The 20115-nt window shown below is 42.3% G+C and carries 16 protein-coding genes; 6 read left to right on the top strand and 10 right to left on the bottom strand.

From position 1 onward, the window contains the following. Positions 1–3 precede the first annotated feature (3 nt). The gene (gene pirA / locus V7K50_RS02810; protein WP_334957021.1) at positions 4–159 is read left to right on the top strand and encodes an arginine synthesis PII-interacting regulator PirA; all 156 of its coding nucleotides are present in this window, start codon (positions 4–6) and stop codon (positions 157–159) included. A gap of 86 nt (positions 160–245) precedes the next feature. On the opposite strand, the gene V7K50_RS02805 is transcribed toward pirA, so the two are convergent. Next, complete coding sequence (locus V7K50_RS02805; protein ID WP_334957019.1) at positions 246–1328, bottom strand: YheT family hydrolase; 1083 nt, start codon at positions 1326–1328, stop codon at positions 246–248. Positions 1329–1484: 156 nt separating this feature from the next. Between V7K50_RS02805 and V7K50_RS02800 the strand changes: the two genes are divergently transcribed. After that, on the top strand, positions 1485–2228 hold the full coding sequence (locus tag V7K50_RS02800) for a response regulator transcription factor (protein ID WP_334798913.1): 744 nt from the start codon (positions 1485–1487) through the stop codon (positions 2226–2228). 343 nt (positions 2229–2571) lie between these two features. On the opposite strand, the gene V7K50_RS02795 is transcribed toward V7K50_RS02800, so the two are convergent. From V7K50_RS02795 to V7K50_RS02785, 3 genes are all read right to left on the bottom strand, one after another. After that, a complete protein-coding gene (locus tag V7K50_RS02795; protein ID WP_334957017.1) occupies positions 2572–4176 on the bottom strand; it encodes a tetratricopeptide repeat protein in 1605 nt (534 codons plus the stop codon). Positions 4177–4245: 69 nt separating this feature from the next. Beyond that, positions 4246–5484 (bottom strand): RNA-guided endonuclease InsQ/TnpB family protein, encoded by a 1239-nt coding sequence (locus V7K50_RS02790; protein ID WP_334957015.1) that lies wholly within the window; start codon positions 5482–5484, stop codon positions 4246–4248. 376 nt (positions 5485–5860) lie between these two features. Further along, entirely contained in the window at positions 5861–8203 is a 2343-nt protein-coding gene (locus V7K50_RS02785) for a glycoside hydrolase family 31 protein (RefSeq protein WP_334957013.1), read from the bottom strand. A 560-nt stretch (positions 8204–8763) separates the two neighbouring features. Here V7K50_RS02785 and V7K50_RS02780 point away from each other — a divergent pair. Together V7K50_RS02780 and V7K50_RS02775 are read left to right on the top strand one after the other, a co-directional pair. Then, complete coding sequence (locus V7K50_RS02780; protein WP_334957011.1) at positions 8764–9660, top strand: SDR family oxidoreductase; 897 nt, start codon at positions 8764–8766, stop codon at positions 9658–9660. Positions 9661–10016: 356 nt separating this feature from the next. Then, entirely contained in the window at positions 10017–10223 is a 207-nt protein-coding gene (locus tag V7K50_RS02775) for a hypothetical protein (RefSeq protein WP_334957009.1), read from the top strand. Positions 10224–10372: 149 nt separating this feature from the next. Here V7K50_RS02775 and V7K50_RS02770 read toward each other — a convergent pair whose 3' ends face one another. The 4 genes from V7K50_RS02770 to V7K50_RS02755 form a co-directional block, all read right to left on the bottom strand. Beyond that, positions 10373–10831, bottom strand: a complete 459-nt coding sequence (locus V7K50_RS02770; RefSeq protein ID WP_334957007.1) for a cupin domain-containing protein — start codon at positions 10829–10831, stop codon at positions 10373–10375. 55 nt (positions 10832–10886) lie between these two features. Next, on the bottom strand, positions 10887–13283 hold the full coding sequence (locus V7K50_RS02765) for a glycoside hydrolase family 15 protein (protein WP_334957005.1): 2397 nt from the start codon (positions 13281–13283) through the stop codon (positions 10887–10889). Between the two features lie 50 nt (positions 13284–13333). After that, complete coding sequence (locus tag V7K50_RS02760; protein WP_334957003.1) at positions 13334–14272, bottom strand: cation diffusion facilitator family transporter; 939 nt, start codon at positions 14270–14272, stop codon at positions 13334–13336. Positions 14273–14597: 325 nt separating this feature from the next. Then, complete coding sequence (locus tag V7K50_RS02755) at positions 14598–15410, bottom strand: SDR family oxidoreductase (protein WP_334957001.1); 813 nt, start codon at positions 15408–15410, stop codon at positions 14598–14600. Between the two features lie 570 nt (positions 15411–15980). Between V7K50_RS02755 and V7K50_RS02750 the strand changes: the two genes are divergently transcribed. Further along, positions 15981–16952 (top strand): VOC family protein, encoded by a 972-nt coding sequence (locus tag V7K50_RS02750; protein ID WP_334956999.1) that lies wholly within the window; start codon positions 15981–15983, stop codon positions 16950–16952. A 302-nt stretch (positions 16953–17254) separates the two neighbouring features. Here V7K50_RS02750 and V7K50_RS02745 read toward each other — a convergent pair whose 3' ends face one another. Further along, positions 17255–17797: a DoxX family protein gene (locus tag V7K50_RS02745; protein ID WP_334956997.1), complete on the bottom strand. Its 543-nt coding sequence runs from the start codon at positions 17795–17797 to the stop codon at positions 17255–17257. Continuing rightward, positions 17794–18747 carry an SMP-30/gluconolactonase/LRE family protein gene (locus V7K50_RS02740; RefSeq protein ID WP_334956996.1) on the bottom strand — a complete coding sequence of 318 codons (954 nt, stop codon included), beginning with the start codon at positions 18745–18747 and terminating at the stop codon, positions 17794–17796. The genes V7K50_RS02745 and V7K50_RS02740 overlap by 4 nt, the downstream gene beginning before the upstream one ends. 462 nt (positions 18748–19209) lie before the next feature. Here V7K50_RS02740 and V7K50_RS02735 point away from each other — a divergent pair, with 462 nt between their 5' ends. Continuing rightward, on the top strand, positions 19210–20007 hold the full coding sequence (locus V7K50_RS02735) for an SDR family NAD(P)-dependent oxidoreductase (protein ID WP_334956994.1): 798 nt from the start codon (positions 19210–19212) through the stop codon (positions 20005–20007). The last annotated feature ends 108 nt before the right edge of the window (positions 20008–20115 follow it).

The raw sequence follows: 20115 nt of genomic DNA, 5'->3' as shown, positions 1-20115 counted from the left end.
AGTATGAATCAAAATAGACTAGAAAGTGTGAGCAAAGCACGAGCAGCTCACAGAGCAAGTATTCAAAAAAGCCTGGAGCATCGCTTGCAAATAGCCAGAGCAAAAGGCGACGAACATCTGATTCGTCAACTAGAAGCTGAGGCGAGGTATTCCAGCTAAATCAAGTTTTCATTGTTCATAGTTTTGTTGTGTAACCCGCTACGGCGGGTTTTTTCTTTTTAGGGTGTTTCCTAGCAATTTTGCTCTTACAGCATTTTGCAATTAATTGAATTACGCTGAAGTTCCAACCATTGTAAAACCCGATTCCATGCCCACCAAGGATCAGAGTCTTGTACTTGACGCTGGCACTCTTTACTACTCAAATAGCCAACATGGCCGCCATACTGGGTGAGGAACAAATCTATTACGGGATTGCGATCGCAAGCAGCTTGCAATTCCGGTATGATAGCTGGGTCAAAAAGTGGATCGTCAGCAGCATATAAAATCAAAGTCGGTTTCGAGATTTGCGGCAATATTTGTAAAGCACTACTAGCTTGGTAATACGCTTCCACTGAAGAAAAACCTAGTCGGCTAATTACTAATTCATGATCAAAACCCCAGATACTATTTGCCCGTTCAATCGCTGCGGGGTCAATGCTTCCAGGATGGGCATCATGTATCTTCCATGCCAGTTTTTTTAAATTTTGGGCAATTCCCGCTTCCAAATATCTACCGAAGGGCTTTGTAACTAGATAAGATAGCGATCGCTCCGAATCCAAACTCGGACAAATCACCATCCCACCGCCAATATCGCTATCTTCTAATCCTAAATCTTCATACTCCCTAATCACTTCAAGAGCGACCTTCACCCCCCATAGCGCCAATTGCCCTCCTAAAGAATACCCTGTAAACCAAAATTTACCCGGACATCCCATTTCTTTCGCCCCCGCCGCAATGCGAACAAAATCTTCTCCTTCATACAAACCATCAGAAGTCAGAGTCGGCGACAATTCGGCCGTTTTGCCGTGGGCACGCCAATCAAATAACACCATCGCGTATCCTTGAGCGTAAGCCTTACGTGCTAGCACTCTCAAAAACCATTCCGTCTCTAACTCTCCAGTAATTCCATAAGTACCGATAATCGTGCTATGAGCATTTTCAGGAATGGCAACCAAGCCAAAAATTGGCACACCTTGGCAACCAATAAAGATTTTCTCGTGATAAGAAGGTTCTTGTAAGAGATTAGTACTTTCACAGTAATCTTTTCCCCACAAAGCGGTGTATACAGTCATCATTACACCGTTTTGTAAAAACCAAGACGGATTGTAGGGGGGAGTATAACACATCATAGACTATAAGATTTCATTTAGTTGAGTCTTGATTTCACAGTCATTTAATCTTAATATTTATGTAAGATTTAAAAACTTTTTCATCATCGATTCAAAATCTTTGTATCTATCAAAGGTTGTTAATTATCCTTAATAAGTAGTAATAATTTTTTAAGAATGCCGAGGATTCTTGTCATAGACGATGACCCAGCGATTTCAGAACTAGTTGCCGTCAACTTGGAAATGGCTGGCTACGATGTTAGTCAAGCTGAAGACGGCATCAAAGGTCAAGCGCTGGCTCTCCAGCTACAACCAGACTTGATCATGCTCGATTTAATGTTGCCCAGGGTAGATGGGTTTACCGTTTGCCAACGCCTGCGGCGCGACGATCGCACCTCTGAGATTCCCGTGTTAATGTTGACGGCTTTGAGCCAAACTCAGAACAAGGTGGAAGGCTTCAATGCTGGCGCAGATGACTACCTCACCAAACCTTTTGAAGTTGAAGAACTGCTGGCGCGGGTGCGGGCACTTTTGCGGCGGACTGACCGCATTCCCCAAGCAGCAAAGCATAGTGAGATTTTGAACTATGGCTCACTCACCCTCGTTCCTGAAAGATTTGAGGCAATATGGTTTAATGACACAGTGAAATTGACTCACTTGGAATTTGAGCTACTTCACTGCTTGCTGCAACGCCACGGTCAAACAGTTTCTCCCAGCGAAATCCTCAGAGAAGTTTGGGGCTACGATCCTGATGATGACATAGAAACGATTCGAGTCCATATTCGCCACTTGAGAACCAAGCTAGAACCAGATCCCCGCCACCCCCGCTATATCAAGACAGTGTATGGTGCCGGATACTGTCTTGAGTTACCCGGTATACCTCCATCAAATGAAGGGGCTTCAGTAACAGTCGTTGAATGAAATCACTCTAAATTCCCTTAAACTTTGCTATCACTTAGGCAATAACTCTTAGAAACTCTGTTTACTTAAGGTCATTGGTGAGGTGTGTAGAGACGTTGCATTGCAACGTCTCTATAAGCGTATCCGTAATAATTTAAGAGAAAGTTTTTGCCTACATAACTACGCATGATTAAAGGCTGTTGGACAATGGCAGTCATTGATGAGAGGTTAACATAAATGACAAAAGTGCAATTACCTTAACCTCTCACTGATGCGACACCTTGGTAAGGGGGTTATGACTATCTCAAATTCTGCGTGTTTGATTTAGGACTGCTATATACCTACAGATAAACTAGGCGATTGTCTAGAAGTTTAAAATATCTAATGATTCTTCTATTTCTAAATCTAATATTCTTTCTCGTGTATCTTTGAGTGCTTCTAGTTTACCTTCTTGACGATAGATGTCTGCCGCTTTTTGAAAATCTTCAATTGCTCCCTGTTTATCTGCCATTTCTAAACGAATATTACCCCGATTATAATAAGCATCGGCATAACTATGATTAATCTGGATTGCCTGAGTATAATCTTCAATTGCTCCCTGAAAATCTCCTAAATCTGAACGCGCATTACCACGGTTATAATAAGCATCGCCATAACTAGGATTAATCTGGATTGCTTGAGTATAATCTTCAATTGCTCCTTCAAAATCTCCTAAATCTGAACGCGCATTACCACGTTTTTTATAAGCTATAGCATCTTGAGGATTAATCTTAATTGCTTGGGGAAATCCCGGTTGAGAGCCTAATAAATAACGAGCAATCCCACGATTTTTATAAGCATCGGCATAATGGGGATTAATTTTAATCGCCTGGGTATAATCCTCAATTGCTCCTTGGTTATCTCCGACATGATAACGAGCTTCGGCACGGTTTTTATAAGCTACCGCAACATGAGGATTAATTCTAATCGCTTGGGTATAATCATTAATTGCTTCTTCTAATCGCCCCAGTTGATATAAAGCTAAACCTCGTTTATTATAAAATTTAGCATCATGAATATTCATTTGCATTGCCTGAGAATAATCTGCGATCGCCGCCTCATAATCTCCTAATTGATAGTGAGCTAAACCTCGCTTATAATATAAATTAACATCACCATGATTAACTTCTAAAGCTTGATTATAGTTGGCAATTGCATTCGTATATTCTCCTTTCTCGAAATATTCATCACCCATTTTTACATCTTCAACGCTATATTCAGGTTTAAAAAAAGATTTGCTCACCTGATTAATAGTTGGCTTAGATGAAATTTCTTGCTTCGGGAGATATTTGTAAATTGCTGGTTGTTGCCGAGAAGAATTATTTAGAGAAGATTGTAACTGTTCTAGATAGCACCATAAACCACCACCATATAGCAGTTGTTCTATACCAAAGGAAATTTTACCAGTCTTCAACTTAATCATCCGGGTTGGCAGAAAGCCAGCCAAAAAAAGGTGATACTCCGATTGTGCTTCACTCACATCTTCTTGAATCAAAATGCAAACTACAACTGCATTTTTTTCAACTTCTTCAGAACTAACTGACCATCTAACTCTGTCAATTCGACCGTGGCGAGATTTAACCTCAATACCAATAGATGGGTCAGAAGTCAAGGTAAAATCTATATTACCATCGCCGCCGAATCGCTTTTCATAATCGACTTCCGTAATCAAATCAGCTAAACGTTCTTTGACAACTTCCTCACCCAACTTCCCTTTAAGATAGCTAATAAAAACGTCACGGACTGGCGAAACACGCTTATATTTCTCAGCCATCAACCAGCAAAATTCCCGTAGTGCCTTTAACCTTTCTCCAGAGATGATAGTTAATTCACTATATTGACCTTCTGTTTCACAATGAAGCAGACAACCAGATGTTAACCTTTTAATAAAATCAGACTGTAGCGATCGCAGTAGTGTAATCCAGTCCATTTATATTTCTGCGAATCTTTTGATGAGATTATTCTATTAAAATATCCAGTTGGCTTGACACTCCCCGCTCTAAAGAGACGGGGATTCTTGAATCAAAGACATGACTTGCTCATGCAGGATTACTCCAGCATGAGTAGCGGTCGTATCTCCCCAAGCGTTGCTTACGTCTAGCGCAAAGGTTCCGGTATGCCCTACCGTACCCAATCCCCGACTAAGGATGTTTCTAGCTGCATTTTCGTCCCTATCCATGACACATCCGCACGAACATACGTGCGTTCTAGTGGATAGAGTTTTCTTAACAACTTCACCGCAGCTAGAGCATTCTTGACTCGTGTATTGCGGATTAACCGCAACCGTGACACGCTTAAATACTTTCCCAAAGTACTCAAGCCATACACGAAACTGATACCAAGAAGCATCATTAATAGACTTAGCTAAACAATGATTTTTCACCATATTTTTAATCCTCAAATCTTCGTAGGCTATCAAGTCGTTAGACTGAACTACGCACCGCGCTAACTTCACAGCGTGGTCTTTACGTTGCCTACTTATTTTGAGGTGGCGCTTACTTAAAATGCAGCTAGCCTTGCCTCTATTATTTGAGCCTTTTACCCTTCTAGAAACCCTACGTTGTGAACGCTTGAGAACTTTTTCACCAATACGAAGAAACTTTGGGTTTTCAACCATTGTTCCATCAGAGTCGGTGTAGTATTCTTTCAAGCCAACATCTAAACCTATTGTGTTACCAGTCGGTTCTATATTCTCAGAACGATCTACGTCAATGCAAAATTGCACATACACACCATCTGCACGTTTTACCAGTCTTACCCGTTTAATCTGGTTTATTTGGTAGAAGTGCAAATCACGAGTACCTTTGAGCTTTAGTCTCCCAATCCCCTTTTTATCACTGAAAGTTATGGATTTACGATTATCTGCAAGCTTCCACCCAGTCGATTTGTACTCAACAGAACGACAGTCTTTTTGAAATTGAGGATATCCCTTTAAACCTGGGACACCCTTACTTCGACTTCGCTCAGTACTAGTCTTGCAGTTGTCATAAAACCGAGAAATAGAAGACCATGCCCGTTCAGCAGAAGCTTGACGAGCCATTGAATTAAGTTCATTGGCAAAAGGGAAATTAGCCGCAAGCACAGCGCAATATTTCTGCAAGTCGTTTTTACCTGTACCTTTAACGTCCATCCATAAACGAATACAGCTATTACGAATAAACTTTGCAGTCCGAATTGCATCATCTATTGCAACTAATTGCGCTGACTTCCCATAAGCTTTGAACTCAAAAACAAGCATCTTTCTACCTCCCACCTTATACTACCATGTTTGGTATAAGAACTTAGGTTAGTTCAAAAAGTTTACACAATATTCACGGTGGCTTAAAAGCCACGCCCGTCGTCTTTCATCCCCTTATCTATTGAACGGAATACATTGCTACGCAATTGTTCCTCCGGGGCTTTCAGACTCCCGTCTGTTTCTTGTAAATGGGATTTTTCTAGTCGCTCTTGCCTAAATAAATCAAATATATCAGCTTCTGAGTCAGGGCTACCGTTTGAAGTCCTGAGCTGCTAAACATGGCTGAAATACCTCAATTGGGTGTAGTACAATTTTCAGAGTTTTTCTTCCGTCGAACTCAGGTTTCTGGGATCTCCCCGAAATGGATCTTTTCTAGCTAAGTAGAAAACTCCAATTGATGTGCAGTACCATCATCTACAAAGCTCTGTTCCCCAACGCCGACTAGTTCCACAATGATTTCACGCCTTATAGGTGAAAACTCACCTTCTCTGGCTGCTATTGTAACAATGGTTCTTTGCTGTTCGGAATAAACATGGCAAGTTGTGGTGCAAAAGGCTCCTGTTTTGTACTCAAAAGTATGACCATCATCTTCATAAAGGGTAAATTCACCAACGCCCTTCCAAATCCGTAGTCTCATTTGGTCTATGGGATGTTCATCGACATATTGCATTACTGGTGCGATCGGAATAATCGAGCCAGCACGAACATATAACGGCATGATCTCCAATGGTGCGGATGCCAGAATGTGAGTTGGTCCCTTAATTGTCTCCCCACTCCACCAGTCGTACCAACAACCTTCAGGTAAGTACACAGCACGGTGTTCAACGCCTGGGCGGGTAATTGGCGCTGCTAGTAAGGAGGGGCCAAGCATTACTTGATCGGCAAGAGAAAAGGTTTTTGGGTCATTGGGGAAATGATACAGAAGTGGGCGAAGAATTGGTGCGCCAGTAGTTGCAGCTGACCAAAAAAGAGTGTAAATGTAAGGTAGTAGTTGATAACGGAGTTCAATATACTGGCGGCAGATTTTTTCGACGCGATCGCCAAATACCCAAGGCTCATGCTGTGCAGTAGTTAATGCTGAGTGTCCCCGCATCAGAGGGTAAAGCATTCCTAATTGCATCCACCGAGCAAATAGTTCCCCAGTGGCGTTTCCTGCAAACCCCCCAATATCACTACCGACAAAGGCAACGCCCGATAGACCCAGGTTACAAAGCATTGGCAGAGACATTTCTAAGTGTTCCCACAGAGATTGATTGTCTCCCGTCCATACCGCCGACCAACGTTGAATGCCAGCATATCCAGCGCGTGTCAAGATAAAAGAGCGTTCAGTCGGACGAGATATTTTAGCTGCTTGATAAGATGCCTGTGCCATCATTAGCCCATACAAGTTATGAGTTTCTGTATGGGTAGTTATCTCATTAGTTGGCCCCTGGGGTGCATCAAGAGGAAAGGAAATTTTGTTACCAGGATCGCCGAATGGACGGTCATCAAGTGCGGGTTCATTCATGTCGTTCCAGATGCCGGCAACACCAATATCAGTTAGACTGTTTTGACAATTTCCCCACCAATCTCTAACTTCAGGACGCAGGAAATCAGGAAAGACAGCTTTATCCGGCCAAACATAGCCGTGAAATAACTGACCATTAGTTTTTCGGATAAAATAGTTGTTGTTTAATCCCTCGTCAAAGACTTTGTAATCTGCTTCTGGCTCGTATTTGACCCCCGGATCAACAATCGTCACTACTTTAAAGCCATCTTGCTTGAGATTTTGGATTAATTCTTGAGGGTGAGGAAATCGCTTGGGACTCCAGGTAAAAACCCGGTAGCCATTCATATAGTCAATATCTAAATGGATAACATCACAGGGAATTCGACGCTGACGAAATTCATCAGCTAGTTTGCTTACTATATCTTGTGACTCGTAACTCCAGCGACATTGGTGATAACCTAATGACCAGCGAGGTGGCAAGGGCATTCTACCGGTTAGTTGGGTGTAAGTCTGCATAATTTTTGCAGGTTCAGGCCCATAAATAATGTAGTAATCCAGTTCACTCCCCTGAGTTTCCATCTGCCAGACTCCGGGTTGCTGTGCGCCCAGATCAAATCGGCTCCAAAAAGTAGTGTTGAAAAAAAGCCCGTACCCCAATCCCGGACGCAACCCGATAAAAAAGGGAATCGCCTGATACATACTGTCTGTCATGATCCCGTAATCGATGGCATCAGATGTCCAGCTTGTTCTTACTTGAGATCGCTGATCGAGTAAACCAGTCGGTTCACCAAAGCCATAGAAATGTTCGTCAGATTCAATCCGTTTCCATCCAGCAATCGCACCAGTCCGCCACCCCATCCCCAAGTCTGTATCCTGAGCAAAGGGCTTTCCTGCTGAGTCGAAGCACTGGATACGACACGGTGAGCGGGACACGACAATAGATAATTGCTCAGTTTTAATTTCTATAGCCTCTGCTTTTTCCTGCACTTCAAACGGCACAGTCGGCCATTCTTCATCCGCAAGTGCCACCGCCCACGATCGCCGGGATAGAAATTCACCAGTTGGGGTCATCCGCACCCGAATTAAGTTTGGTGCTAGCACACTAATTGTGAGACTAGGATCGCCGCACTGGAAGAGGATATGGCGCTGATTCTGTTGTATTGTTTGTACTGCTCCCAGGATTGACCAAGGCGCTTCGGTTGTGTGCAGTTGTCCAAAGTATTGCGGCATAATCCCTGATTCCAAGATCACTACTTTCCCCAATAGGACTTACGCAAAAATTGCCAAAAAGCTTAATTTCTCGTTCGCGTAGCGTGCCGCAGGCATACCGCCAAGACGCCAAGAACGCCAAGAATTCGTAGAGAATGCGTAAGTCCTACCCAATTGAGATTCACATAAACTACTGCTAAAAAGCGTGTATCTTTAGGTATAGCGTATGATGAGTGCCACAGCAGCCTTAACACGAACATTTGCATCTATGTCTTGGTTTTGTGATTTTTAACTAAGAGAAGAAATTTCGGGATGATTGGGGCTTTATACCTGTATCTGGTTTCTTGCTGCTACTGACAACCATAAGCAAGGGAAATATTGTGTAACTGCTGCCAATAATCTCCGAAATGTCTTGCTATCCATGAGTTCACTTTGTTGGGGGTCTGCCGAAAGGTAGAGTCGAAAAGAGGCGCTAGAGTCTTAAAGCTGTTACTTATTACAACAATAATGTTGCACTAAGTGGGTAGATGCGATAAAAAAGCGATTTTACAATTGAATACATCACAATCGGGTAGTAACAGATGATCAACGATCGATTGAAGATGCAAGATCCACGTCGGCAATATCCAGGTCCGCCCTTCCCCCGTCAGCCGCAGCCTGCACCGGGACTTGGCCAAGAGATGAACCCTCAGCCGGATCACGGCGAACAGAGCTATACAGGATCTGGAAAGCTTGTAAACCGAAAGGCATTGATCACCGGAGGAGATTCCGGTATCGGGCGTGCCGTAGCGATCGCCTTTGCGCGTGAAGGGGCGGATGTGGCAATCTCCTATCTCCCCAGTGAGGAGCGGGACGCACGAGAGGTGATAGAACTGATCGAACAAGCAGGACGCAAGGGCATCGCTCTGACTGGTGACATTACGGATGAGAGTTTTTCCCGAAAACTTGTGGCTGATGCGGTAGAAGCGCTAGGCGGTTTAGATATTCTTGTCAACAACGCCGGCTCACAGAGTACTCATCCCTCTCTTGGCGATATCAGCTCTGAGGAGTTCGATAAAGTACTCAAGACCAACCTATACGCGCTATTTTGGATTACGCAGTCGGCAGTGGCGCATCTAAAACCGGGCGCTGCTATCATTAATACAGCTTCTATTCAGGCTTATGAACCTTCACAGAGCATCATTGACTATGCGCTCACCAAAGCAGGCATTGTTGCTTTCACCAAAGCACTCTCCAAAGAAATGATTGAGAAGGGTGTGCGCGTTAACGCTGTAGCGCCCGGTCCGTTCTGGACGCCGCTACAACCCAGTGGCGGTCAGACTCAGGAAAAGATTGAGAAATTTGGCTCTACGGTTCCGTTAGGACGACCCGGACAGCCTGTAGAGATCGCTCCTATATACGTGCTACTTGCTTCACAAGAGGGAAGCTATATCACAGGAGAGGTTTATGGCATAACGGGTGGTGTCGGGATCGCATAATCTCCGTTTGTACTGTGATCTGCCAATTGGTTGCTCATGTAGTGGAGGATATCCGGGACTGTAGAGTAAGTTAAAATACAGCCCTTGGCCAGAGCCGAGACAAGCTTTTGGGCTTTTCTTAGTGCCATTCGGGTCTGAGTCTCCCACTTCTACACCAGTGGTTCTCGTTCAGGTGGGGTTGAATCCCCATCTGAACTATCCCCCTTGCTCCCTGCTCCCCTGCCTCTTCTTCAATGTATTAAGCTGTCGTGCATTTAATTTGCACAGCTAGGGCGGGCAAGATGCCCACCCCACAAGAGATTTATTTTTTAGAGGATGCAAATTAAAATATTTTCAGCTTAACAATAAATTCATCAATGATCAGAACACTCTTAACCAACGGTGAAGGTGGCGTTGGCGTACCTCCTGCTGTTGCCCCTCTGGTGGCTGGGAAGTCTGCCATTACCGATGTTGAAATTGGCATGCGGCTTGTAGAGGATGATCTCAAGGTAACAGTTGTTGGTACAGATGGGGAACTTAACCTTCTTGGTGAAGTAGAGTGTGATGCCTCGATTATGGCGTAAGTGTTTGGTTGATTTGGAATGGGTGGTTTATTTACGCCCTGCTGTACTAGCTTTTAACAGGCTGATGTTTAGCGCTACACGCTACGCATAGTTTACTTCACCAAAGGGTTACACTAACGCACATCTGGAAGCGATCGCTACTAACTCACTTACCTAAATCGACAAGATTGATCTATAGTCGGAGTCTCTTCAAATTGCACCATTATTAGAACAGCTGGCGCATCGCCTACTGTTCCAGATAAGTGACCTTTATGACCTTGCGCGTCTGCTTTCGTACCCTGATCTTCTCCAAAGGAAATTTCGCCAACACCCATCTCGACTCGCTGTCCGTCCATAGTTTCCACAAACCAACGTCCCGACAAAGGGATGATCCACTGGGGTTTCGGGTTCTCATGCCAGTTACCAACCCATCCCACAGGTAGCACAGTAAAGGTGATTGTAGCACCGGACTGCTTCAAATTAGAAAGCCACTGTGGTGAGGTATCTGGGGCTATGCCTTTTTCCATGAAGTCTTCAATTTGACAACGGGATTGGTGACTTATACCGTCGTTGTCAGTCCAGACGTGCCAGTATTCAATTGTTGGTTTGGGTGATGAGTTATTCTGCATAATAATGGCTCTTTTTGCTCCGAAATGTATTGAAAGGCGAATTAGAAATTAAAAATTACGAAATTGCAACTGTATAATCGCACCCTTCCCATTTGCTGCTTTCAATCCAGAAAAAGGTAAAGTTGATTGGCTGTTGCTGATGATCAGAAATAGAAATATCTACAAAATTAACTCCTAATTTTGTAGAATTAGCAGGTGTATCTTTTACGGTTTGCCAATTATCATCTGACCAATGCAAATGAAAAGATGCTAAAGCGTGAATTCGCAATGTATAACCTTTTTTAACTTTGTCTATTTGACGGTTGAACTTCCAAATTTCCAAAGATTTACACTGCTTTCTCTCACCTAGATATCGATTGGATACCTCTGGAATCAAATCAAATACCTGACCATCATGATTTGACCGCAACAGTTTGATATACTCCGAATGCGCCCACATCAAAGGCATTGCAGAACCTGTTGGTTTTCCTAAATACAGATGGTTTTCAGGTATATCTGCTTCATCCCAAACCTGTTCGGGTAGTAAACAAGTATCTGATGCAAATCCTTCCATCGCCTTGATATATGTTTTGACATCGCCGCCAACAGCTAATTCATAATGTCCCCGTTCTCCTGTTAAGAGAGGCCAAGCGCGTCCCTTACCAAAACTGGTATAAGGACTGCTGTCTTCTTGTTGTCCGTAGCCGTCGTGGTTGTAACGATGCCAACAAGGCCCAGCAGATGTATCTACTTTTAAAACTGCATCAATTACTTTGACAGAATCAACAATAATCGGGTCATCAGGCTTGCGAATTCCATAGCGTACTAATTGCAAAAACCCACCATCAACAATTTCCTTCGCGGGAAATTCTGACGGTTCACCAGGTGGTTGACTGCTGATAACCAGAGTTCCTTGGTTAGGATTTTCGTTGGGTTGAGGATTATTAATATCTGTAGGAGTAATCCGAATGTAATGGCGTTTGATGCCAGAAACTAAAGTTCCTTCAGTAGTAACTGTCCAAGCTTCGATGTGAGATTCTAAAAAATCAGCGTATTCTTCGATAAAGTTTGCTGTTGCTTCATCGCCACGTTCACGAACAAATTGAGCAGCACAAATTAAGGCGGCAATATTAGATGCTAATGTTGATGGTGAATAACCACTATTTTCTTCCCAGCGCTCTTGTTGGGTAGCTGGGCCGTGACGAATTAAATAACCCGCCGCCCGTAAAATCATCGGATAAATATCAAAGTTTAAACAAGTTTTCTGTTGGTGCAATAGCCATGCTAACAGAATAGGAAATGCCACCTCATCAAGCTGGATACCTGTCCAATAAGGTTTACCATCAACCCAGAAATTTTGGGGAAAACCGCCATCTTCCTGCTGACTCGTGGCGAGATAAATTAGCGATCGCACTGCTGTATCAGTTTCCCCAGCAGCCACTAAACCTGATACACTACTAACCATATCCCGCGTCCAGACAAGGTGATATCCTCCTTGATCTTGGTCGTCTTTGGCTTCACCCCAAGGGATAGCCAGAGATGCAATTAATGCACCGGGATAAGTCTTGTCTTCATGTGCCAACAACAGACTAATGCTGTTGTGATACAACTTGCCATCATCATAAGAACTATTTTCTAATGGTTTGATGCGCTCACGCGATCGCTTCCACTGTTCGTTATATAGCTGTTTCTGCTTTTCAAAAGGAATATTGAGTGACTGAAATAGTGTGGAAATTGCGTTGTGCAGATTTGTCCCAAATGCCAGTCCTAAAGTAAACTCTTTAGTGCTATCTAAATTTAGTTCTCCAGTTAAAGCAAGGTTGCCATCTACAGCACTATCAAACTCCCAATCCATCTGAAAATTATCAGCTAAATCTGTCCAGCCGTCACTTTCACCGACGTAGCCACAAGAAAGACGGGTAAAGGGAATTGTTGCACCCAGCGCTAACCATGTTCCTCCTTTCTCGGCTGTGAGAATTCGATGTCCAGCAACTTGTACAGCGTAACCATTATTACCTCTACCTCCAACTTCCAGATGCGGCGCACATAAAGCGTATAGTCGGAGTTGGGAAATAAAATCGCTATCTCCTGTTAACTTTGTATGTTGTAAAATACAGGGTAAATGAGGGTCAGCAATTACTTCTTTGATTACAGAATAACGCCCTTGTGGATCGGAATTAGTGATGCGATATCCTAAACCATGAGTCCACATCGGTTCAACTTTTGATTCAAGATGGCGTTTCTCTTCGTGAAAAAAGCTTTTTCCATCAGAAATTAGATACTGTAAATCTCGAACTTGGGGTTTATCTACTGTGGGATGGTAAATTTCAGTGACAACACCATTCCAAATAGTAAACCAAATGTTACTAGAGGTAGAGTAAGCTGTTCCGACTCCATCTTTATTGGCATGAGTCCATCGAGGCTCGATACCCGGTGAGCCAAAAGCCTGTCCTTGACCAATAATTTTTACCATAATTTTTTGTCCAGTTCAGCGCTGTAGTTGATATTTATTTGATTAGAAAATTATTGAGGACTTTGATAAGATTTGCGAGCAGCAGTTAAGGATTTAGCTTCAATAAAAATTTGTTTGATTTCGGGATGCTTTTGGCGAATACTTGCTTCTAAACTTTCTACAGTTAAAGCTATTTCTTCACCTGTAAGATTGTGAGAAAATTGAAGTTCTAAGTTGAGTAATACTTCTTTTGGAGCAAGTTGCATTGTTAGCACCCGGATAACTTCTTTCACTCCTGGTTCTGTTTTTGACAAAGAACGGATATTAGCTATAGTTTGAGGAGCGGCACTCTCACCAACTAACAAACCTTTACTTTCTCTCGCTAGTACCACTGCTACGATAGCTAAGATAATGCCAATAATAATTGAGGCGATACCGTCAAAATAAACATTATTAAATAAATGTCCGAAAAATATTCCGATTAAGGCAACGAGTAAACCTAAAATTGCGGCAGAATCCTCAAATAAGATGGTGAATACTGTAGGATCTTTACTATTTTTGATAGCTTGCCAAAAATTTTGTTTCCCCTTTGTCGGCAAAAACTCTTTTAAAGCTACAGTCCAAGAATAACCCTCTAATAGTATTGCTATACCTAACACAATATAATTCCACCTTGGGTCTTCTAAAGGACTGGGGTTAATTAAATGAGTAATTCCCTCATAAATCGACATCCCGCCACCAATACCAAAGATGAGGATGGCAACGATAAAAGTCCAGAAATAAAGTTCTTGGCCGTAACCAAAAGGATGACTATCATCTGCTAGTTTTTTGCTTCTGCTAATTCCCAGCAAAAGTACTAATTGGTTGCCAGTATCTACAACTGAATGAATACCTTCAGATATCATGGCGGAACTGCCAGTAATAGAGGCGGCGATAAATTTAGTAATAGCGATCGCTAAATTAGATCCCATCGCCGCAAAGATTGTTTTTTTAGATGAATCAGTTGCCATGTTCGTAAATATTAGCTCTTAAATAGGTAGGTTTCTCAGAGATTTATTTCTCCTCTTTCTCATAGCATAATGCATCATCTTATGGTGTTCACTATGTTCTTGCTTGCTGCTATTCGTCATTTTCAGCCCACCGATTTTAAAGAACCGTGCAACTAATAATATTGCTAGAGCAAAAAACAAAATATTCAACACTGTAGTTTAGTTAAATTGGATAAATGCCTCAATTACTTTGGCTTTGTTTCTTGTGGTATTAACCCCCAAATCTAGAACAAAATTTTAATGATTAGCGCCGCATTTACCATTGCTGTGTAGAAAGCAAATTATTTTAACCATTCTCTGTAAATCCTGGATACAAAGTCATACCACCATCTACAAACAGTGTTGTCCCGTTGACATAATCAGAGTCATCAGAAGCTAACCAAACTGCTGCTTTGGCGATATCTTCTACATTTCCCACACGTTTTGCTGGAATTAGTTTTAGTAACTTTGTTTCTGCTTCTGGAGTATCCCAAGCTGATTTGTTAATTGGAGTTTTAATAGCACCAGGAGCAATACTATTAACACGAATTTTGTGAGGAGCAAGTTCTTGGGCAATACTTTTCATCATCATATTAATGCCGCCCTTGCTAGTAGCATAATTAACGTGACCTGCCCAAGGAATTACCTCATGCACAGAACTTATACAAATAATCTTACCTGCGGCAGATGAAATATCAGGCTTCACACCTCGACGTAAGAATTCCTTTGCGGCTTCCCTAGCACATAAGAATTGTCCCGTTAGATTTATCCCAATCACTGCATTCCATTGATCGAGGGTCATATCTATAAATGCTGAGTCTTTTTGAATGCCCGCATTACTTACTAAAATATCAATAGTGCCAAATTGTTTAAGCGTCTGGCTGAACATTGCCTTTACTTCGTCTTCTTTGCTGACATTGGCTTGAATAGCATAAGCTTCTCCATTAGCAGCTTTGATATCATCAACAATTTTTTGGGCTGATTCAGCTTCAGAATGGTAATTGATCGCGACTGCTGCACCTGATGCAGCCAAATAGCGAGCGATCGCTTCACCAATCCCTGAACTAGCACCTGTCACAAGTGCTTTTTGACCTTTAAGCAGATAAGGATAATAACTCATAATAATGTCTGATAATTTTTGCTCATTTGTAAAGTTTGAGGACAGATGATATTCAAAACTTATGATTAAATCCAAATTGAAGTAAGTTTCGCTACGCTGAACTTTTTATACTAGTTATGTGTTTAATTTTTTAGAGCTACTTGTTGTGATTCTGGCATTACTTTAGAGGTTTGCAAGAATAAACGCTTCTAGCTATTGGAATAATAAATATCTCTACCGAAAGAACTATAAAAATTTCCTAACGATTTTAAAGGATGAAGTCAGTTGAACGTCTTTCTTAAGGTGAATTCTAGTAATAAATTTACCATAGCCGTTGGTTTCGACTTCGCTCAACCAACTGAGTAGTCGAGAGTTGAGCGTACCCCTGCGGGGAAGCAAGCTACGCGTAGCGTCTCGTTGGCGCAGCCTCTCGTAGAGAAGATAAGTCGAAACTCATCAACATAGGTATTTTTTTATAAGAAATCATCTAAGCTAAAGATAAATTTTATAATATTTTTTATATTGATTTATAAAAGACTCAGATTGAATTTTTGTGAAGCTAGTACAGAATAAGTATAAAGGCTGTTGAATATGTCTAGCAAAGATGTGCAAGTACAAAAAATTAGAGCTATTGGGTTAACAGTGACAAACTGCGTAGGCGGTCTTAAACATAGCTCTTTGGATTTCTATACACAGGCACTTGGTTTTGAACTCGTTTCTGATATTACTGTTGAAGGACAGGATTACAGTGATTTAGAAGGCGTACCTGGAGTAAAAATTCGCATTATCACCTTGCGACTTGGAGATGAATTTATCAAGTTGATAGAGTATCCAAACATTCAGGGTAAACCCATTCCCAGCGATTCACAAAGTAATGACCTGTGGTTTCAACATCTGGCAATTGTGGTGAGTGATATGGATCGCGCTTATGCTCACTTGCGTTCATTTCCCATTGAACCAATTTCAGTTGCACCGCAGACAATACTACCTGATAATGAAGCATCTGGTGGTGTCCGCGCCTTTAAGTTTAAAGACCCTGATGGCCATGATTTAGAGTTAATTTGGTTTCCGCCTGGTAAAGGACAAGATAAATGGCATCAAAACAGCCATAGCTTGTTTTTGGGAATCGACCATAGTGCGATCGCTATTTCCAACACCGAGCAGAGTCTACACTTTTACCGCGACCTCTTGGGAATGCAAATTGATAGCCGCAGTTTAAACTGGCGTGCAACCCAATCTCGCTTGGATAATTTACCAGGAGCCAAAGTCAAAATTACAGGACTGCGACCTGTTCAAGATGGTATGGGAATTGAACTGTTAGACTATATTGTGCCGGGAAAAGGTCGGACTATACCGAGTGACTGGAAAAGTTGCGATATTGCACATATCCAAATTGAGCTTGTTGTAAATAATCTTGAGCAGTTAGTCGATAAACTACGGCATAACGGCGTTCAGTTTGTATCGTCGCGGATTGTACAGTTTAGCGATCGCTCATTTCCTTATCGGCAAGGTTGTCTAGTTAAAGATTTTGATGGACATTCTATTTTACTAATTGCGGAATAGCTAGATAAACGTCTCCAATATAGTCGAAGTCTAGACTATCTAGCCCGGATTTCTCACCAAGTTCTTGCAACCTAAGTCCAGAGGTTGTAGGGGCGGGTTTAGGGAGATATTCATGAATGATTGAGCTTATCTGTAAACCCGCCCCTACTGCTTGTGAGAAATGTGGGCTAGTAAGGTTATCAGTTGAGTGCAATACAGACCTAACCCCTACGAGCGTTGGGGAGTAAGATTCAAAACCTCTCTCCTTTTAGGAGAGAGGTCAAACACTATTGCTTCCATTCGAGAACTGCTATATTTAACCTTCACCGTCCAAAAATGAGAGCATCGAGCGAATAAGCACCAGGGCCTAAAACCGCGATCGCAATTAGCATGACGCAATACATAAAAGCCTTTTCCCAACTTGGTGGTTCACCTTGTCCTAAAGCACCCTGATATTGTTCTTGAGGAATTAAGTATGGATCTTGGGCTACAAAAGGCTTATTTCCAGTGATGTGCAAATATATCGCAAAAATCATTGAGCAGAGAATGGGCAAAGTTGATAAAAATGTGAGGAATCCAATAATCAGAAAAATTCCGCCACCTAACATTGATGCAGCTGATAAAAAGCAAAGAAAGATAGGCGTTTTTAGAGACTCTGCCCACTGTTGAAGATGGGTTATTTTGGGATAGCCGTGTAATATAAACAACCAACCAAGGCTAACTCTTAGTAGTAAAAGTGCTAATCCGGGAAATCCGTCGGGATACACAGGAGAAAGTGAACTTAACAACTGTGGACTTAGCTGTGGGAAATTAAATGCAGCTAGGAAAAAAGCGATCGCTACACCCAACCCAAATTGATAAATCATCGCTGTACACCACAAGTATTAAGGTCGATAACATATAACGAATGACCGGCTGTGATAAATAAGCGATCGCGTTCGCGTAGCGTGTCCGCAGGACTCAGTGTCCCTAAAAGGGAATCGCCTTTTTTACCCCCGAAAGTCAGATTAGCAGATGTCTCCGGTACAAAAATCTTTCCTAAGCGAGTTCCGTCGGGGGCGTATATCTGTACGCTATCTTCTGAACTCGTAAAAACATTACCATGTTTATCAACCCGCAGTCCATCGGGTTGTCCTGGTTCAATGACTGCAAACACGCGGCCATTTTTTAGATAGCGCTTGCCTACAACCTCATAAACACGAATATGATGAGGCCCCCCAGGAATATTAAACGCAGCTGTATCTGAAACATACAAAAGGCTTTCATCTGGACTGAAAGCCAACCCATTCGGGCGCACCATATCTGTTACTACAGGATAAATCTCAGCAGTTACCGGGTCAAAGCGATATACATAACTTCCGGGTTGTTCTTGTTCGCCACCGTAACCTTGGTTTGGTTCGGTAATCCCATAAGGCGGATCGGTGAACCAAATTGTGCCGTCACTTTTGACTACCAAATCATTTGGACTGTTCAGGCGTTTGTTGTCGTAGCGATCGACTAAAACCTTCCATTCACCATCATGTTCGCGGCGGATAATGGCACGCAAACCGGAGGAACACGCAACCAGACGACCTTCTAAATCGCGGTAATTGCCGCTTTGATAATCAGATGGCGATCGCAAGACACTTACACCATCAGTAGAACTCCAGCGTAACAGGCGGTTGCCGTGAGCGTCACTCCATACAACGCTATCATCTTCGTGGAAGTAAACAGGCCCCTCGCTATGAACGGCACCGTTGTCTAGCTGCTGAAGTGAAGCATCGGGGCGTACAATAGCAAGGAGGCGATCGTCATCAATCTCAATGGCTTTAGCCATAGGAATCTCCTGTTATTTAACTTGGTTACTCGCAAGCAATGGCAGGTTCGAGTTAATACAAATTTAGTTTTTATAAATATCAAATATGTATGATTTACATCATATATAAACATAAATGAAATTGAAATGAAATCTTAGCCTTTCTTTAGGCATAAATAAAAATTAAGCCATTGGATAGAGTCTAAAACTTTAGATCGGTGTTGCCAAAGGTTACTCATAGCAGTTATAGAGTTTCTTCTCTTGTTGGCGTTCTGAACAGTTCAATAATTTCCATAACTCAAATAGGATTGCTGTATGTCTAAAGGCTGAACTTATAATTTTAGGGATATACCATTGATGAGTTGAAAAAATCGAAGTTTGTGACATAAAGTAAAGCGTGCAAGCAAAAACTATCTGAATATTTCTCAATTAATCAGCTTTGCATAAATTGTTCTTAATTAAGAAATAGAGAAGCTAGAGTTTATGGATCTTGGTATTAAAGGGAAAGTCGCTGTAATTACTGGAGGTGATTCCGGCATTGGGAAAGCGACAGCGAAGCTACTCGCCCATGAAGGTGTAAAGGTTACTATTCTTGATAAAACTTCCGAAAATCTGGAACTCGCGGCTCAAGAGTTAAGAAAGTTTGGAGAAATATTTACAGTTCAAGCGGATCTCACTAAACCTGAAGAAGTCGAATCTGCTAAAGAGCAAATTCTGAAGCGCTTCGGAACCGTTGACATCCTTGTTCATGCAGCAGGAATTACAGGTGCTACGGGAGATTTCCTCGAACTGAGTGATGAGGAATGGTACAAAACAATTGAGGTTGATTTGATGGCGGCGGTACGCACCTGTCGCGCGTTTATTGGGGCAATGCGTAAAAATGGTTGGGGCAGAGTTGTCCTCATCAGTTCGGAAGATGCACTACAGCCTTACCCAGAAGAAATACCTTACTGTGCTTGCAAAGCAGCAGTGCTGAATCTTGCAAAAAATTTATCTAAAGCTTATGCAAAAGATGGCGTGCTGGTAAATGCAGTTTCTCCCGCCTATATCGCCACCCCAATGACTGACGCAATGATGGAAAAGCGATCGAAAGAGCTAGGTGTTAGCTTTGATGAGGCAATTGACAGTTTCCTTGATGAAGATCGCCCTCACATCGAACTCAAACGACGTGGCAAACCCGAAGAAGTCGCGGCTGTAATTGCCTTCCTTTGTTCTGAGCAATCAAGCTTTGTAGTTGGTTCCAACTATCGGGTAGATGGTGGCTCAGTTGCAAGTTTGTAACCAAAGCAAATTTAAAGAAAGCTGCTAGTCCATCAATGGATGAATAAGTTCGTAGTAAGGGACTTCCAACAAATAAATTACCCAATATTGTGGGGTGGGCGTCTCGCC

This window comes from Nostoc sp. (genome assembly GCF_036917135.1).
In the GTDB taxonomy this organism is placed as follows: Bacteria; Cyanobacteriota; Cyanobacteriia; order Cyanobacteriales; family Nostocaceae; genus Nostoc.
The sequence above is the reverse complement of the archived record's forward strand: the minus strand, read 5'-3'. Positions and strand labels throughout refer to the sequence as shown.

Excerpts from the sequence above, each read along its gene's own strand:
- pirA (WP_334957021.1), top strand. The coding sequence starts at position 4 with ATGAATCAAAATAGACTAGAAAGTGTGAGCAAAGCACGAGCAGCTCAC.
- V7K50_RS02805 (WP_334957019.1), bottom strand. The coding sequence starts at position 1,328 with ATGATGTGTTATACTCCCCCCTACAATCCGTCTTGGTTTTTACAAAAC.
- V7K50_RS02800 (WP_334798913.1), top strand. The coding sequence starts at position 1,485 with ATGCCGAGGATTCTTGTCATAGACGATGACCCAGCGATTTCAGAACTA.
- V7K50_RS02795 (WP_334957017.1), bottom strand. The coding sequence starts at position 4,176 with ATGGACTGGATTACACTACTGCGATCGCTACAGTCTGATTTTATTAAA.
- V7K50_RS02790 (WP_334957015.1), bottom strand. The coding sequence starts at position 5,484 with ATGCTTGTTTTTGAGTTCAAAGCTTATGGGAAGTCAGCGCAATTAGTT.
- V7K50_RS02785 (WP_334957013.1), bottom strand. The coding sequence starts at position 8,203 with ATGCCGCAATACTTTGGACAACTGCACACAACCGAAGCGCCTTGGTCA.
- V7K50_RS02780 (WP_334957011.1), top strand. The coding sequence starts at position 8,764 with ATGATCAACGATCGATTGAAGATGCAAGATCCACGTCGGCAATATCCA.
- V7K50_RS02775 (WP_334957009.1), top strand. The coding sequence starts at position 10,017 with ATGATCAGAACACTCTTAACCAACGGTGAAGGTGGCGTTGGCGTACCT.
- V7K50_RS02770 (WP_334957007.1), bottom strand. The coding sequence starts at position 10,831 with ATGCAGAATAACTCATCACCCAAACCAACAATTGAATACTGGCACGTC.
- V7K50_RS02765 (WP_334957005.1), bottom strand. The coding sequence starts at position 13,283 with ATGGTAAAAATTATTGGTCAAGGACAGGCTTTTGGCTCACCGGGTATC.
- V7K50_RS02760 (WP_334957003.1), bottom strand. The coding sequence starts at position 14,272 with ATGGCAACTGATTCATCTAAAAAAACAATCTTTGCGGCGATGGGATCT.
- V7K50_RS02755 (WP_334957001.1), bottom strand. The coding sequence starts at position 15,410 with ATGAGTTATTATCCTTATCTGCTTAAAGGTCAAAAAGCACTTGTGACA.
- V7K50_RS02750 (WP_334956999.1), top strand. The coding sequence starts at position 15,981 with ATGTCTAGCAAAGATGTGCAAGTACAAAAAATTAGAGCTATTGGGTTA.
- V7K50_RS02745 (WP_334956997.1), bottom strand. The coding sequence starts at position 17,797 with ATGATTTATCAATTTGGGTTGGGTGTAGCGATCGCTTTTTTCCTAGCT.
- V7K50_RS02740 (WP_334956996.1), bottom strand. The coding sequence starts at position 18,747 with ATGGCTAAAGCCATTGAGATTGATGACGATCGCCTCCTTGCTATTGTA.
- V7K50_RS02735 (WP_334956994.1), top strand. The coding sequence starts at position 19,210 with ATGGATCTTGGTATTAAAGGGAAAGTCGCTGTAATTACTGGAGGTGAT.